14 protein-coding genes are annotated in these 15,844 nt (G+C 49.3%); 11 read left to right on the top strand and 3 right to left on the bottom strand.

Annotated features, from left to right (window positions below; genetic code table 11):
- The first annotated feature begins 28 nt into the window (after positions 1-28).
- The 7 genes from M2134_RS09350 (at position 29) to M2134_RS09320 (ending at position 9,286) form a co-directional block, all read left to right on the top strand.
- Entirely contained in the window at positions 29-550 is a 522-nt protein-coding gene (locus M2134_RS09350; protein ID WP_280750800.1) for a mechanosensitive ion channel family protein, read from the top strand.
- A gap of 31 nt (positions 551-581) precedes the next feature.
- Positions 582-1,589 carry a polysaccharide deacetylase family protein gene (locus tag M2134_RS09345; protein WP_280750801.1) on the top strand — a complete coding sequence of 336 codons (1,008 nt, stop codon included), beginning with the start codon at positions 582-584 and terminating at the stop codon, positions 1,587-1,589.
- A 53-nt stretch (positions 1,590-1,642) separates the two neighbouring features.
- Positions 1,643-2,875, top strand: coding sequence for a 3-phosphoshikimate 1-carboxyvinyltransferase (locus tag M2134_RS09340; protein WP_280750802.1), 1,233 nt, complete (start codon positions 1,643-1,645; stop codon positions 2,873-2,875).
- 31 nt (positions 2,876-2,906) lie between these two features.
- The gene (locus tag M2134_RS09335) at positions 2,907-4,412 is read left to right on the top strand and encodes a TlpA family protein disulfide reductase (protein ID WP_280750803.1); all 1,506 of its coding nucleotides are present in this window, start codon (positions 2,907-2,909) and stop codon (positions 4,410-4,412) included.
- A gap of 25 nt (positions 4,413-4,437) precedes the next feature.
- A complete protein-coding gene (locus M2134_RS09330) occupies positions 4,438-4,854 on the top strand; it encodes a phospholipase (protein ID WP_280750804.1) in 417 nt (138 codons plus the stop codon).
- A gap of 73 nt (positions 4,855-4,927) precedes the next feature.
- On the top strand, positions 4,928-5,731 hold the full coding sequence (locus M2134_RS09325) for a metal ABC transporter permease (RefSeq protein ID WP_280750805.1): 804 nt from the start codon (positions 4,928-4,930) through the stop codon (positions 5,729-5,731).
- Between the two features lie 21 nt (positions 5,732-5,752).
- On the top strand, positions 5,753-9,286 hold the full coding sequence (locus tag M2134_RS09320) for a hypothetical protein (RefSeq protein WP_280758159.1): 3,534 nt from the start codon (positions 5,753-5,755) through the stop codon (positions 9,284-9,286).
- A gap of 52 nt (positions 9,287-9,338) precedes the next feature.
- Here M2134_RS09320 and M2134_RS09315 read toward each other — a convergent pair whose 3' ends face one another.
- Together M2134_RS09315 and M2134_RS09310 are read right to left on the bottom strand one after the other, a co-directional pair.
- A complete protein-coding gene (locus M2134_RS09315) occupies positions 9,339-9,545 on the bottom strand; it encodes a hypothetical protein (RefSeq protein ID WP_280750807.1) in 207 nt (68 codons plus the stop codon).
- Between the two features lie 47 nt (positions 9,546-9,592).
- On the bottom strand, positions 9,593-11,404 hold the full coding sequence (locus M2134_RS09310; RefSeq protein ID WP_280758158.1) for a T9SS type A sorting domain-containing protein: 1,812 nt from the start codon (positions 11,402-11,404) through the stop codon (positions 9,593-9,595).
- Positions 11,405-11,476: 72 nt separating this feature from the next.
- Here M2134_RS09310 and hflX point away from each other — a divergent pair, with 72 nt between their 5' ends.
- Positions 11,477-12,700, top strand: coding sequence for a GTPase HflX (gene hflX, locus M2134_RS09305; RefSeq protein WP_280750809.1), 1,224 nt, complete (start codon positions 11,477-11,479; stop codon positions 12,698-12,700).
- A gap of 14 nt (positions 12,701-12,714) precedes the next feature.
- Complete coding sequence (locus M2134_RS09300) at positions 12,715-13,503, top strand: aspartate dehydrogenase domain-containing protein (protein ID WP_280750810.1); 789 nt, start codon at positions 12,715-12,717, stop codon at positions 13,501-13,503.
- Here M2134_RS09300 and M2134_RS09295 read toward each other — a convergent pair.
- Entirely contained in the window at positions 13,486-14,370 is an 885-nt protein-coding gene (locus M2134_RS09295; RefSeq protein WP_280750811.1) for an NAD(P)-dependent oxidoreductase, read from the bottom strand. The genes M2134_RS09300 and M2134_RS09295 overlap by 18 nt on opposite strands.
- A gap of 133 nt (positions 14,371-14,503) precedes the next feature.
- On the opposite strand from M2134_RS09295, the gene M2134_RS09290 reads away from it, so the two are divergent.
- Together M2134_RS09290 and M2134_RS09285 are read left to right on the top strand one after the other, a co-directional pair.
- Positions 14,504-15,040, top strand: coding sequence for a hypothetical protein (locus M2134_RS09290; RefSeq protein WP_280750812.1), 537 nt, complete (start codon positions 14,504-14,506; stop codon positions 15,038-15,040).
- Positions 15,012-15,587 (top strand): PepSY-associated TM helix domain-containing protein, encoded by a 576-nt coding sequence (locus M2134_RS09285; protein WP_280750813.1) that lies wholly within the window; start codon positions 15,012-15,014, stop codon positions 15,585-15,587. The genes M2134_RS09290 and M2134_RS09285 overlap by 29 nt, the downstream gene beginning before the upstream one ends.
- Positions 15,588-15,844 lie beyond the last annotated feature (257 nt).

Here is a 15,844-nt window from a genome sequence, read left to right as displayed (position 1 = left end):
CGATTGTTCTATGATTAAATTGATTCCGATGGAAATAAAAATGTATCTCCCACAAATAGTGGCGACCCTGATAGCGATCGTATTATTGCCGTTATCAAAGTATATTATTCAAAAATTGATCTTTCAATATGGCCTGCTTTTGCAGAAATCGGAGAAAAGGAGGGCGCATGTCAAACGGATCTTGAACATTATCCTGAATGTTACCTTCCTTTTTGTATTAGCCGTTATTTGGGGTGTGCGCCCGCAGAACCTGTTAATCGGTCTCTCTTCGATCTTTGCCGTGATTGGGGTCGCTTTCTTTGCCCAATGGTCGGTGCTTAGCAATATCACAGCAGGTATTGTCATGTATTTCAACGCTCCTTTCCGTATTGGCGATCGCATCCATATTATTGATAAAGACATTCCCATCATTGCCACGATCGAAGATATACATACGTTTTATACCCATATCCGGACAGACGAGCAGGAACTGATCGTTATTCCCAACAATCTTTTTCTTCAGAAAATCGTGTCGGTGAAAGACGATGATACAAAAGCCATAGATATGTAATATATTTGTAAAACCATAAAAATGAATCGATATGAAAAGTAAAACTTTGTTCACCTTCCTGGTAGGGGCAGTGGTGGTGTGTAGTAGTTGTTCCACAAAGCCGGAACCGGGTGTTTATGAAATCGCGGATTGGAAAGACTTCACGCGAGCTGCTGTTTCCTACACTTTTGACGATCATTGTCCGAATCAGTTTGCCATTGCCGTTCCGCTTTTCGACCAATATGACTTTAAACTGACCCTTTATCCCGTTCCTGCCTGGGGGCCAAACTGGGATGATATTCGCCGGGCGGTGGCCAATGGGCACGAAGTAGGAAGCCATACGGTGTCGCATCCGGTCTTGGGGCGGCTTACGGTGGAAGAACAGATAAAACAATACACCGAATCGATATCGATTCTTCATTCGGAACTGGGTGTTACGAATGAAAACGGCATGACAATCGCTTACCCCAATTGCGCGGTCGGCGATGTGAAAACAATCAGTCAATACTTCATCGCCGGGCGAATCTGCTCGGGACGTATCGTAGCGAAGACACCAGCCGATTTCTATAACATCAGCGCCATCAACTGCGGCAGCCTGGGGGTGAACGACCTGCCGGCATTCCAAGAGAAGCTCGCCATGGCCACAGCCGAAAACGGCTGGCTGGTATTGATGATGCACGGGATCGACGACAACAGCTATTCGCCCGTTACGGCCGAATTTCTGCGCGAGAGCGTGGAATATATGGATAAGGTCAGAGAAGATTTCTGGGTGGCCTCGTTCAAAGAGGTGGTACTCTACATAAAAGAGAGAGATGCCGCAACAATCAAAGAAGTAAGCCTTTCTTCCACGCAGATCACGCTCGAGGTGACCGATGGATTGGATGATGCGATCTATCAGTATCCCCTCACCATTCGGAGACAACTGCCTGCGAAATGGGAGAAGGCGGATGTGACCCAAAACGGAAAAGCTGTTTCTTCGAAACGGGTCGAAATAGACGGACAAACCTATATTCAGTTCGAAGCTGTTCCCGATGGGGGGATTGTTAGTATTACGAAGTAGTTTTTAGATTAAATTCGTACCTTTGTCTCTCTATCTTAAAGAGTAAGGCAAAAATGAAATATAGGATCAAAGCGCCGGAGCGGTCGCTTCGGGCTACGGTGACACTTCCTGCTTCCAAAAGCATCAGCAACAGGGTATTGATTCTGAATGCGCTAAGTTATAGCGATCAGGAAGTTCAGAACCTGGCGGATTGCGATGATACAAAAGTGATGGTGCGTGCGCTTCAGTCGAACGATACGCACTTCGACATCGGCGCGGCCGGTACCTCCATGCGTTTCTTGACGGCTTTTCTTTCCAAGATCGTGGGCGAATGGACAATTACTGGCACGGAGCGAATGAAAAACCGCCCGATCAGGATATTGGTCGACGCGCTCAACAGCCTCGGAGCCAAGATCGAATATATGGAGAAAGAGGGCTATCCTCCGCTCCGTATCTTGGGCAGCGCCCTGCAGGGAGGGGAGATCTCGCTGGCGGGTGATGTGAGTTCCCAATACATCTCGGCCCTGTTGATGATTGCTCCGTATATGGAGAAAGGGCTTACACTGCATCTGGAGGGAACCGTTATTTCGCAACCCTACATCCGATTGACACTCAGCCTGATGGAACAATACGGCGTAATGTCGGAATGGACAGACAATCGGATTCGTATCCGCCCGGGCGAATACCGTCCGATCCCCTTTACGGTAGAGAGCGACTGGAGCGCAGCCTCGTATTGGTATGCGATTGCGCTGTTGGCGCCGGGGGCGGAGATCACGCTGAAAGGGCTTTTCAAACACAGCCTGCAAGGCGATGCCGCCGGAGCAAAACTGTTTGCGCAGCTGGGCATTGGCACGACTTTCACACCGGAAGGCGTTGTGTTGAAACCGAATGGGAACAGTTGTCGTAAGTTGAATTATGATTTTGTGGAGGAACCCGATCTGGCGCAAACCTTTGTGGTGGCCTGCGCGATGCGGAATATCCCTTTCCGGTTCACGGGATTGCAAAGCCTGAAGATCAAAGAGACCGACCGTATTGAAGCCCTGAAGGCAGAGATGCGGAAACTGGGGTATGTGTTAAAAGACAAGGCAAACAGCATCCTGGAGTGGGATGGCGAACGATGCGAAGCGGAGAAAGATCCGGTGATTGCCACCTATGAAGATCATCGGATGGCGATGGCTTTTGCCCCGATAGCTTTGGCGCGCCCGGAAGGAATCACCATTGCCGAGCCCGGGGTGGTAAGCAAAAGCTATCCGGGATACTGGGAAGACTTGAAAGCGGCGGGATTTCAGATAAGTAGAGAAGAATAGAAAAAACTCTTGAATCCATAGAATAATAGAAATGAGAGAATTAGGAATTAAATCGGTGGTTGTTTTATTCAGTTTATTATTACTTCAATGCAAAAGCGAGAGTAATGATACTACTCATTTGTCTGTGGAGGGTTTGTCTAATAAATCCACCATCATCACGGGAAACATACAGAACAGGCATGTGTATCCTGATACGAAGGATATAACTATTGACGTTTCCCAAGTTTCGGGTGAAGCCAGGATTTTTCAAATCAAAGCGCCAATCAACGATGATGGTACTTTTTCCTTTGAGATTGATTTAGCCCGTCCTCAAGACCTGAGTATGCCGCCTTATCTTGATTTTTTGTGGCTGATCCCAGGGGATAGTTTACATGTAGAGATCGATTTCAATAATTTGCTGGATGTTCGCTTATCAGGAGGTAAATCGGCTGAAGTAAATCGTGATTTTTTCAAGTATTTCGATGCTACTGCCTACCGCAATGCCCATTATAATTATCGCGGAGTGGGAACCGATTGTGAAATAAACTGTTCCTGGTCTGAAATCAGGGAAAAACTGGATGAAGAACGACGTCTTTATCGCGACAGGCGGCAAGCATTTTTACAGGAAAACAGTGTGTGTGATGAGGTTGTTTCGCTAACGGAAGCCATGATTGAACTGGACTATTACCGAAGTCTTTTTGGCTCATGGTCGCGGCGGCAGATTGTTTATGGCAAGGAAACAATGAGTGAAGAGGCCTTAATGAATGAGCTGAACGATGTCGCCGTTACATACTTTCATTCCGATCTTTATGCCAATACACATTTCCATTTTATTGTGGCGCTTTTATCGGCTACAGGATACATTGCAGCGCCAGAGACGGATGCTGATTTCGTGGATTTAGTTAAAAAGACTGCAAAAACAGATGTTATTAAAGATTTCATGTTTACGGTACTGGCAGCATATTCTCTTGTACAAAAAGATTTGGATGGTTTTGAGAAATATAGCGTACATGTTGACAATGACTATCTGCTCGATCGATTGATGCAGGAATACCGGATGACTCGCATAAAAATGGAAAATCCCGAAGATATTTCCTCCTATTTGCTTGGGCGTCCGAAAGATTTCACAAATACCATGTCATTAGATTACAAAAATCTGCTTGATCAAACCATTGCTCCCAATCATGGGAAAGTGCAAATCATTAACATTAGCGCATCATGGTGTGCTCCGTGTAAAGTTGTTTTGGGAGAACTTGTAAAACTCATGGAAGACTACGGTGACGAGGATTTGAATGTTTCTTTCATTTGCATAACGCCTGATAATAGCGCCACTCGTGCGATATATTGGGAAAAAGGTATTCATGACTCACGTATTCATTTTGCTACTGACGATGAATACCAATTTTTGGCAACGACCTTTTCCCCTATGAGTTTTCCTTACGGTATTTTGGTAAACAGAAAAGGTGTTATTGTAGACTATGGTACGCATGTGCGTCCGAGTAAGATGTTACGTGAAAAGATAGATTTGCTTTTAGAGCAAGACAAATTGGTGAAATAAGAATAATCATTTATATAGAGAACCGGTGTTTTATTTACTACTTGGATTAATCGTATTGGGTGTTGTGGCAGCTGTATTAGGCTTTTTCCGCAACCGGAAGTTTCAGCAGATGCTGGAGCGGGGAGAGATTGATACTATTCCGGAGGCACAGGAGATTCCGGAGGAGTGTTGCGGGCAACATGAATTGTGTGAACGGGATAGTTTATTGGCTGCCGTGAGCAAAGAGATTGAATATTTTGAAGACGAGGACCTGGATCGTTTCCGGGGTGTAGCAGCAGAGGCCTACGAAGAGGAGGCGGTCGAAGAGTTTCGTGAGGTCTTGATGACCCTCCAGGAAACAGAGGTGGCCGGATGGATCCGAAGCCTGCAACTCCGTGGCCTGGAACTGCCCGATGCCCTGAAAGCGGAGGCGTTCCTCATTTTGGGGGAAAGAAGAAATTAATGAAGAATAAAGAATGAAGAATTGGGGGCGAAGCGATCTTCGATTCTTCATTCCTCATTCATAATTTAAAGAGATGAATATCTTAGAATACGCCTTTTTCCAACATGCCTTGATTGGCAGCATACTGACGGCCATTGCCTGCGGTATGGTCGGCACGTACGTGGTGGCTCGTCGATTGGTGTTTATCAGCGGAGGCATCACACATGCTTCATTCGGCGGACTGGGGCTGGGGTTCTATCTGGGCACCAACCCGATATGGATGGCGTTGTTGTTTTCGGTCTTATCGGCCTTCGGGGTGGAGTGGGCCAGCAAAACACAGAACATACGCGAAGACTCGGCCATTGCCGGCGTGTGGTCGCTGGGCATGGCGCTGGGGGTTATCTTTATCTTCCTCACACCGGGCTATACGCCTAACTTGTCGGCATTCCTCTTTGGGAATATATTGACTATCACCACCTCCGACCTCATCTGGATGGGGCTGTTGGCATTGCTGTTGATCGGACTGTTCAGCCTCTTCCTGCGGGAGATCGTGTACGTGGCGTTCGATCGCGACTTTGCCGTGACTCAGGGGCTTCCCGTGCGGCTCGTCGAATATGTGATGATGTTCTTCATTGCGGTAACGATTGTCTTTTCGATCCGGTTGGTAGGCATTATGCTGTTGATGAGCATGCTGACACTCCCGCAGATCTGCATGAATATCTTTACCTCCGATTTCAAAAAGATCATCTGGGGAAGCATTGCGATTGGCTTTCTGGCTTGTGTCACCGGGCTATTCCTCTCCTATTTCTTCAATGTGCCTTCCGGAGCGTTTATTATCCTGGTTTTGGTGCTTTTCTTTTTGGCGGCAAAAGCAATAAAAGCGCTGATTCGGCGTTAAGCAATTAGTCATTATAATGAATTGAAAAAGAGCTTTTATCATATCATTTCTTTTCTGGCGGTCCTCCTACTCCTCTCTTGCAGCACAAAGAAGAACACCAGGGCGACCCGCTTTTACCATTCCTTTACGACCCGTTATAATATCTACTATAACGGCAAGGTCTCGTTTGACGAGAGCTTGAACAATATGCAGCGCAACTACAAGGAGAACTATACGGACAGGATCCATATGTATCCCATCAGCGCGCAACCCAAAGACAAAGCCAATACCGGCGGTCCTTTCGACCGGGCAATCGAAAAAAGCAACAAAGCCATCAAACTCCACTCTATCCGTACCAAGCCGGCACGTAAGCCCGGCTGGCGCAATGATCCCAAGCAGGTGGCGTTGCAGGATAAAGAAGAATACAATCCTTTCCTGAAACACAGCTGGCTGATGCTCGGGCAGGGACAATTCTATAATGCTGACTTTCTGCAGGCAGCAGCTACCTTCTCGTATATCTCGCGCCATTATGCCGACGATCCGGAGGTGGTGGCCGAAGCCAAGATATGGCAGGCGCGTGCCTATTCGGAGATGGCCTGGTATTTTGAAGCGGAAGATATCCTTTCCAAACTGAATACCAACGGTATCCCCAAGAAGAACCGGAAACAATACGAGGCAGTCATGGCTGATTACCTGATCAAAGAGGGGCGTTTCGAAGAGGCAGTGCCCTATCTGCGGACAGCGATCAAAGCGGAGAAAAACAAACTGCAACGCACCCGCATGAAATATCTGTTGGGGCAGATCTATACCGACCTGGAGATGCCCTCGATGGCGTACGATATGTTTCGGCAGGTGCCTAAAGCCAATCCCCCATACGAATTGGAGTTTGCCGCCCGCATTCGCCAGACGGAGGTGTTTACCGGAGGCAATTACCTGAAGATGATACGCATGCTCGAACGGATGGGTAAGCAGGACAAAAACCAGGATTTTCTGGATCAGGTCTATTACGCGATCGGAAATATCTACATCAGCCGGGAAGATACGGTGAACGCCATCGCCAACTACGAGAAGGCGGTCGAGAAGAGTACGCTGAACGGCATGGACAAAGCCATTGCCCAGATACGCGTCGGGGATCTCTATTTCCAGATGGGCGATTATATCAAGGCGCAACCGCACCTCAGCGGCGCCCTGGCAGGCATCCAGAAAGAGTATAAAGACTATAAGCGGGTGGCGCATCTGTCGTCTGTATTGGATGAATTGGTGATCCATGCCGAAGCGGTGCATTTGCAGGATAGCCTGCAAACGCTTGCCCGCATGCCGGAAGAGGAGCGCCTGGCGGTGATCGATAAGATCATCGAACAGGTGATCAAAGAGGAAGAAGAGGCGAAAAAAGAGGCCGACCGCGAAGCCTATCTGGCAGAGCAACAGGCACAGGGAACGGGTATTGACCGCCCGGAGATGGAAGGATCGGGCATCGCAGTGCCGACAGCCGGTGGCGCCGGTGGTTTCTATTTCTATAATCCGCAAACCGTCGCCCAAGGGAAAACACAGTTCCAACGACGTTGGGGACGCCGTACGCTGGAAGACAACTGGCGGCGATCCAACAAAAAGATGACCACCTTCGACGATCCGCAAGAGAGCCTGGCGGATGGAGCGGCTCAAACCGAAACGCCGCTCACCGATGAGGAAGGAAACGTGATGGAGGGAGACGAAACGGCCGCAGCCGTAGAGCTTTCCGACGACCCCAAAACGCGGGAATATTACATACAACAACTCCCGCTGACGGAAGAGGATATCGCCGCCTCCGACCTGATCATCGAAGACGGACTCTTCCATATGGCGATGATCTACAAAGACAAATTGGAAGACTTCCCGCTCTCGATCCATGCTTTTGAAGACCTGGAACGCCGTTTCCCGGAACATCAGAACCGACTGGAAGGCTATTACCAGATATTCCTGATGGCTATCCGCATCGGAGATAAAGAGCTCGAAGAGAGATATAAGCAATTGATCATCCGGGAGTTCCCGGAAAGCGATTATGCCATTGCGGTGGCCGATCCGGATTATGAATACAATATCCGCATGATGGATGTGGTGCAGGACTCGATCTATCAAGCTACCTACGATGCCTACCTGGCTGGAAACGTGCCTGCGGTACGTGGTAACTATCAACTGGTAAGCGAAAAGTATCCGTTGGCAAAGCTTATGCCTAAGTTTATGTTTCTGGACGCGTTGAGCTACGTAGAAACGGCGGATGTGGAAGGCTTCAAAGAGGCATTACGTGCCTTATTGGAAAAATACCCGAACGCAGACGTAAGCGAACTGGCGGGTGAGATGCTGAAAGGTGTATTACGTGGCCGTACGCTGGTACAGGGCAGCATTCGCAGCATGACCTGGAACCTACGCTTCGGCGACGAGGATCTGTCGGCAGCCGACTCTGCCCGTGTCTTCAAGGATGAACGGCAGGCGCCCCACCGTATGATGCTTATCTTCCCGACAGGCAGCATCGATCGCAATCAGTTGTTGTTTGCTGTGGCGGCCTATAACTTTGCTCATTTCCTGGTGAAAGAGGTCGATCTCTCGTTTGAAGAGGCCGGGCCGGTGACGATGTTGATGATAACCGGTTTCTATCATTTCGACGAGATTGTGCAATACTATAAGATGATTCATGGCGAAGGCGGGTATGCTCAGGCGCTCAACCGGGATGTTTCTATCTTCCCGATCTCCGAAGATAATTATGAGACCCTGATGCGTGGCAAGACCTTGGACGAATATGTCGACTTCTTTGAAGAGACATACGGGGAGGAGTTGGCGGACATGATAGCCCGCTGGCGCTTGCGTCAGGATGCGGATGAGCAAGAGGCCGAAGAAGAGGCGGCAGCCGCGGCAGAGAGAGAGCTGTTGCGCGATGAACCGGAAGCGGTCGTAGAAGAGCCCGTTGCCACGGAAGAGATATCGAAAGAAGAGGAAGAACCCATCGTGCCGGAAGAGGTGATTCCGGAAGAGGAAGAGGCTATCCCGGCGGAAGAAGAGAATATCCCGACAGAAGAGCCAATAGAAGAGGTCGACATACAGCCTGCCGACAGCACGGCGATAGAGGTAACACCCGATTCAGTGCCTGCCCTGCAAGCTGCTCCCGAAGAAAAACAACTCACCCTGGAAGAGATTGAAGAGATCCGGCGCCGCGAAGCGGAAGAGAAAGCTGCCCAAGAGGCTGAAGAGCTTGCCCGGAAAGAGCAGGAACGGCTCGATCGCGAAGCGCTCCTGGTCAAGCAAAAAGCGGAAGAGGAGGCTCTCCTGAAGGCAAAGGCTGAGCAGGAGAAACAGCAGGAGGCCGATCGGAAAGCCAAACTGAAACAGGCCGAAAAAGATCGCAAAGCCCGTCTGAAAGCACAGGAGCAGCTCCGCAAGCAAAAGGAGAAAGACAACAAAGCCCGCCTGAAACAACGCGAGAAAGATCAACGCGAAAAAGAAAAACTGGCCAACCAACGCCTGAAAGAGCGTGAAGCCGCCGCACGCAAAGCCCAGAAAGAAAAAGAAGCCGCCGCACGAGCACGCGCCAAACAACGGAAATAGACCTACATCATAAAAATAAACCCCGACAAATAATTTGCCGGGGTTTATTTTTTTAGTTTTCTTCTTTCCACTTATCCCTCATCTTCTTTCGTTTGATCTGCAGGAAGCGCAATAGAGCGATGATGACCAATGTGAGACCGATCATACAAAAGTATTCCGTATAATCCATCGGGGCATTGGGGCGACCCGGCCATCCGATAACAGCCATGACGATCAGATAAGCCACTAAGGCCAAACTGGTGATATTTACTTTCTTCATTTTCTTTCCATTGATAAACGACAAAGATAGCGGTTTATCGGTATAGGTCAATCGTTTAGAATGAATTTATGTTGTGCTTGATACTGACTCGTTTTCACACAGACAATGTAAAATCCCTTCGGTAAGGAAGAAGGTAGGCTAAGCACGGTTGTACCGGGCTTAACCTCCTTCTGCCAACAAATCCGTCCTCGTAAATCCACCATGTATGCAACACCTGGCATGAGTAAATGCTCTAAAAAGAGTCTGTTCGCATTCACATAGCTAAACTGCGTTTGAGTCAAGGGGGAAGAAGTCGTGGATACCGGCGACGAGAACGTAGGTTCAGCTTTTGCCTTCGACAAAGCTTCCGAAGTGGATAACATCCTATATATAGTAGTAGTGTTGGGTGCTGTAACCAGAATTTCCTTATCGCTCTCCGCTTTCACAAAAAAGGCGGAGAAGGCAGGAAGTGCATAATCGCTATTCATAGGGTAAGCGACATAGTCGCCCTCTTCGTAAAGAAAGACCGAAGCCCCTGATCCGAAGGAGGATGCCAGACTGCGCAAAGGAAGAGGAGAAGGGAATGGATTGCCGCAGAGATACCAGCCATGGTCTTCCTCCGCTACCAGCTCTCCTTTCTGGGCTGTCGTGATGGTGATGTGTCCCTTCTGCCCAAAGTCCAAGGGGATCACGCCCGGGAGAGAAGAGAAACAGAGCGTTTGCCTGTCTGCCTTCTCATCCAGAGCGATCAGATAACCCTTATTCTTTTGCAGAATAGGTTGCCCGCTTGTCAACGACGAAGCGGGGACTACGCGCCAATAGCCCTCCTCCGTCACCTCGCCGCGCGAACGGGCTTCCCCGTCATAGCTGTAGAGGTAGAAGAAATTACCTCCGTCATTGGGTAAATCATCCTTTAAGGTAAAGGCTGCATCAATCCCTTCCGCATACACATCAAATGGGAGAGAGATGAAATACCATTTATTCTTTTCCGGGCATGTCCAATACACCGATACCTTGTCTTTTATCGCAGTCTCGCCGGCAGATGAGAAACTCGACTCCGATCCACAAAAAATCATGCGCTCTACGGAGAGCATCTGCTCTTCCTCCACATACACGCTTCCGTCACCAAGGTATAAGTTACGGCAGGTGGCGTAGTTATCCACCGTAACCGCTCCGTTGATCATCGCATGGCGTCGGCGAAGCGCCGGGTCATCCGTCCATTTCTCTGCCTCATGCCAACTCCCTTCGCCGGTGAAGAGGGAATATCTTTTCACCTCTCCCACCGCATATAGGCTGTCTATGGCATAGAAACCGCCGATCGAAGTATTTGGATCTTCACCAACCTCCAGCAACATATTCCAGGGATCAGACTTGACCCGTAAGCGATGGCTTTCCGGCGATCCGTTCATTTGTTTAATGCCTTTAAACGACACCGAAGAATTATCAGTGAGCGTTAGGGAGGCAATCCGATTGATCGAGGTCCCTTTCCTGTTAGAGGTAAGATATAAATTCTCCGCTCGCATCACATTCCGGAACGCAAAGATGGCAATGATCTCCACATTCTGGTAAGTGCCAAAGGATATATCGGACATCCGTAACGTGCTTCCCGGTAGCAATTTCAGGGACAACCCGTCGGATCCATCCATAATATCCACCGTCTTGGGATCAAAAATCGAGGTCTCGCCAGTCGTTTCATACGACCAGTTGTTATCGACATGCTCTGTAAACAATTGCAACCGAAAGGTGTCTGAGACAGTTCTATTCTGTGCGGATCCAACGAAAGATGCCCATGTGGTGGGGTTGATTTCCTGCGCTTGCAGGGAAAAATGGCCAAGAATGATTATAAAAAGGCCACTCAGTAAAAGGTGGTGTCGTGTCATAGTAAAGGTCTTAAAATGGTTATTCAGAGTAGCAAATATAGTAAAATAATTCAAAAAACCTATCTTTGTGGCATGAAAGATTTTATTATTTCCGACAACACGACGGAGAAAGCCGTATTAGTAGGGCTTGTGACTCATGTGCAAAACGAACAAAAGGTAAAAGAATACCTGGATGAACTGGCTTTTCTGGCCGAAACGGCCGGGATGGAGACAGCCAAACGCTTCACCCAGAAGCTGGATTATGCGCATCCGGTCACTTTTGTCGGTTCCGGGAAGCTGCAGGAGATCAAAGAATATGTCGTGGAAAACGAGATTGGCGTCGTGATCTTCGACGACGAGCTCTCGCCTAAGCAATTACGCAATATAGAAAAGGAGTTGCAGGTACGCATTATGGACCGCACCAGCCTTATCCTGGATATCTTTGCTTTCCGGGCGCAGACGGCTCATGCCAAGACGCAGGTCGAACTGGCGCAATACCAGTATATGCTTCCCCGTCTGACACGTCTTTGGACTCACCTGGAGCGTCAGCGAGGTGGTAGCGCTATGATGCGTGGACCCGGTGAGACGCAGTTGGAAACCGATAAACGAATCATCAAAGAGAAGATCGCCCTATTGAAGAAACAATTGGTCGATATCGATAAACAAAAAAGTGTGCAGCGTAAGAACCGCGGTAAGATGGTGCGTGTGGCCCTGGTGGGATATACCAATGTAGGGAAATCGACCCTGATGAACCTCTTGAGCAAAAGCGAGGTGTTTGCCGAAAACAAACTATTCGCCACGCTCGACACCACCGTGCGCAAGGTGATTGTCGACAACCTGCCTTTCCTATTATCCGACACGGTCGGTTTTATCCGTAAGCTCCCGACCGAGCTGGTCGAATCGTTTAAGTCGACCCTCGATGAGGTGCGTGAAGCCGATCTCTTGGTGCATCTGGTCGACATCTCGCATCCCTCGTTTGAGGAGCAGATCGAGGTAGTCAACAAAACCCTGGCGGAGATCGATAATACCGAAAAGCCGATGATTATGGTGTTCAATAAGATCGATGCTTTCACCTTCGTGCCGAAAGAAGAGGACGACCTCTCGCCGCGCAGTCGTGAGAATATCTCGTTGAAAGAACTGGAACAGACCTGGATGAACCGCCTGCCGGACAATACCATTTTTATCTCGGCCAAGCAGTCTACCAATACGGATCAGCTCAAGAAACTATTATACGAGCGGGTGAAACAGATTCATATTACCCGATTTCCTTATAACGATTTCCTCTTTCAAAATTATGAAGATATAGAGGAGCAATAAACATTTTTCCCCATATGAAGAAATTAGTGATTGTCGGATGCGGATACCTGGCAGACATTGTCGCGGACGCTATCCTGAAAGGCTTGTTGCCTGAGTATGATCTAGTTGGTGTCTATTCGCGTACGGCGGCCAAAGCCGAACGATTGGCTTCCATCATGAGCCGTCATGGCAAGCCCTGTGTGGCCTGCAGCTCATTGGATGCCCTGTTGGCTCTGCAGCCCGATTACCTTGTCGAAGCCGCTTCGCCCGCGGCCATGAAAGAGATTGCTTTGCCGACATTGGAAAACGGCACCTCCATCATTACCCTGTCGATAGGCGCCTTTGCCGATACCCCTTTTTATGAGGAGGTAAGGGATGTGGCGAAGGCAAACGGCACACGCGTGTATATCGCTTCGGGAGCAACGGGAGGCTTCGATGTGTTGCGCACCGCTACCCTGATGGGTAACGCTTCTGCCCGTTTTTTCAATGAGAAAGGGGTGCATGCCCTGCGGCGATCGAAGGTGTATGATCCGGCGTTGGAGACAGAGAAACGCATCGTTTTCTCCGGAACAGCACGCGAAGCCATCGGCGTATTCCCTACCGGATTGAATGTTTCGGTTGCAGCTTCGTTGGCCTCAGTAGGTCCCGAAAAGATGCAGGTAGCTATGCAGTCTACACCCGGCTTTGTCGGCGATACCCAACGGGTGGAGATCCGCAACGAGCAGGTGCATGCCGTCGTGGATGTCTATAGCGCCACCTCCGAAATCGCCGGATGGTCGGTAGTCAGCACCCTGATCAATATTGTCTCACCCATTGTATTCTGATAGGTTCCGAAGCACCTTCTCGCTCAGGCGGTCGAAAGCCTGACGGGTGCGTCCTGTCGATACCTGCATGCAACGTACGTGTGGGTGGCCGAGTAGATGTTCGCCACCCAAGGCGCCTACTGTATCGCAGAAACAGCGATTATCGCCCTCGAGCCATTGGGTAAATGGCGCTTCGTCCCAGGCGGGCGACAGGCCGGTATTGAACAGTATCTTATGATTTCCCAAGTGGGCAAATTCCGCTTCATGCAATAAGACGGTGTTCTTGTTCAAGCAGCAGCAAACCACCTCGCTCTCAGCCAATAATTCCTGCAAAGGCAGAAAGCGATAGCCCTTGGCACGCGCCTCCTCTTTCTCGCTGCGCGCGAAGTAGGAGATGTCTGCCCCAAAGAATTTCAGCGCGTCGGCTATCATACCACCCGATTTGCCCAATCCAATAATACCCGCCTTCAGGCCGGTTATCTCGCACGCCATCCCATCCCACGGCTCCTGGTCGAACCCATGCAGGCAACGCACCAGTTCACTGATCACATACTCCACAACCCCCTCGTCGCCATAATCGCGGATGCCGGTCACCGTGATGCCCCGTTCGTTGGCATAACGGATATCCACATTCGCGCTTTCGGGCGAATAGAGTGAACAACACATACCGATATATTTCACCTTCGGGCATTGGGCCAGCGCGGCCCGGTTGATGCGGGAGGTATAACTGAGCAGCACAGCATCGGCATCACCGATACGGGCGGCTACTTCGTTGTCGTCGGCCGGTATATCCGGATACATCACGACTTCTTCTGCAAAAGAGTGCAGGGCTTTTTCAGCCGATGGAATCAGGCTGACAGGCTCTATGGCTACAAGTTTACGAAACATAAATAGTTACAATTAAAAACGGTAAAGTTACAAAATATTAATGTTATATTTGTCGCAATAAGTAGATTGGCAAGATCATGGCGCTCACGCCTTTGCCCGATGATGCAAAAAACTTTAATTTAAAATAACTCGTATGAAAAAGATTTTAATGCTCGTGATGGTTTCCTGCCTATTGATCTCATGCGGAAACAAAAAAACAGAACAGACAAATGGTGCCGAAGCCACCAAATCGGAAATGACTACCGAAGTGTATAAACTGGACGATCTCCTGGCGAACGCAGATCAGCTGATCGGACAAACCGTGAAAGTACGCGGAAGCGTGACGCACACCTGCGCCCATTCCGGCAAGAGATGTTTCATCGTTGGCGACAATGAGAATGTCACCATGCGCATAGAGGCCAAAGGAGAAATCGAAAGCTTCAACAAAGAATTGATCGGCTCGGAATTGGAGGTGACCGGCATCCTGCAGGAGAACCAATTAAGCAAAGAGTACATCGATCAGATGGAGAAAGATACCGAAGCTAAGATGACGGAAGAAGATGGTTCGGCAGAAACGTGTGAAGCGGAGCTGAGCAATATCAACGACATGCGGGAGTGGATGAAAGCCAACAACAAAGATCATTATTCTATCTACTACCTGGATGGACAAAAATATGACATCGTCGAATAAAAAGACATTCAGCAGGCAACTCACCAAGTGGGCGCGTATCCTCCACCGCGATCTGGGCTATCTGATGGTCGGGCTTAGCTTGGTGTATGCTATTTCCGGCATCCTATTGAACCATATGGACGGGAAAGATCCGGCGTTCCGCACAGAGACAGGCTCGATCACCCTTTCGCCTTCGCTCGATAACGAAGGGGTAACGGCTGCCTGGAACGGGCAGAAAGGATTGCCCGCGCTGCGGAAAGTGCAAAAGGTCGACGACGAACACTACCGCCTCTTACTGGAAAGCGGCATTGGTGTCTACAATAAAAAGAGCGGCGCCGCGGAGTATGAGAAATACACCAAGCGTGAGTTTGTCTATTGGATCAACCGCCTGCACTACAACAAAGTGAAAGGATGGAGCCCGATGGCAGATATCTTTGCCGGCACGCTGATCTTCTTCGCCCTCTCCGGACTGATAATGGTCAAAGGAAAGAATGGCCTCGCCGGACGCGGCAAGTGGTACCTGATGATAGGCATACTGATTCCGGTATTGTATATTTTGTTTGCGTGAGCCTGCAAGGTATATAAATAAAGTATGAAGGAGAAAGGGGAAAGGGGAAAGGGGCGTCTTCAGATATTGTAAGAATTGAAGGTTCTAAAGTCCGCAAGGACTTAGATGTGGATAACCCCGTGCAAGCCGCTAAGGCGCAGCTCGGGGTTGATTGTGTCATAGAAACGAGCTCCGTAGGTGCTCAACAGTTGACCTCCTACGGAGCTCATGATATATATATATTACGTCTACCCCGAGCTGCACCTACGGTTTGCACG

It is taken from the genome of Parabacteroides sp. PM6-13, from assembly GCF_029892605.1.
In the GTDB taxonomy this organism is placed as follows: Bacteria; Bacteroidota; Bacteroidia; order Bacteroidales; family Tannerellaceae; genus QVMG01.
The sequence above is the reverse complement of the archived record's forward strand: the minus strand, read 5'-3'. Positions and strand labels throughout refer to the sequence as shown.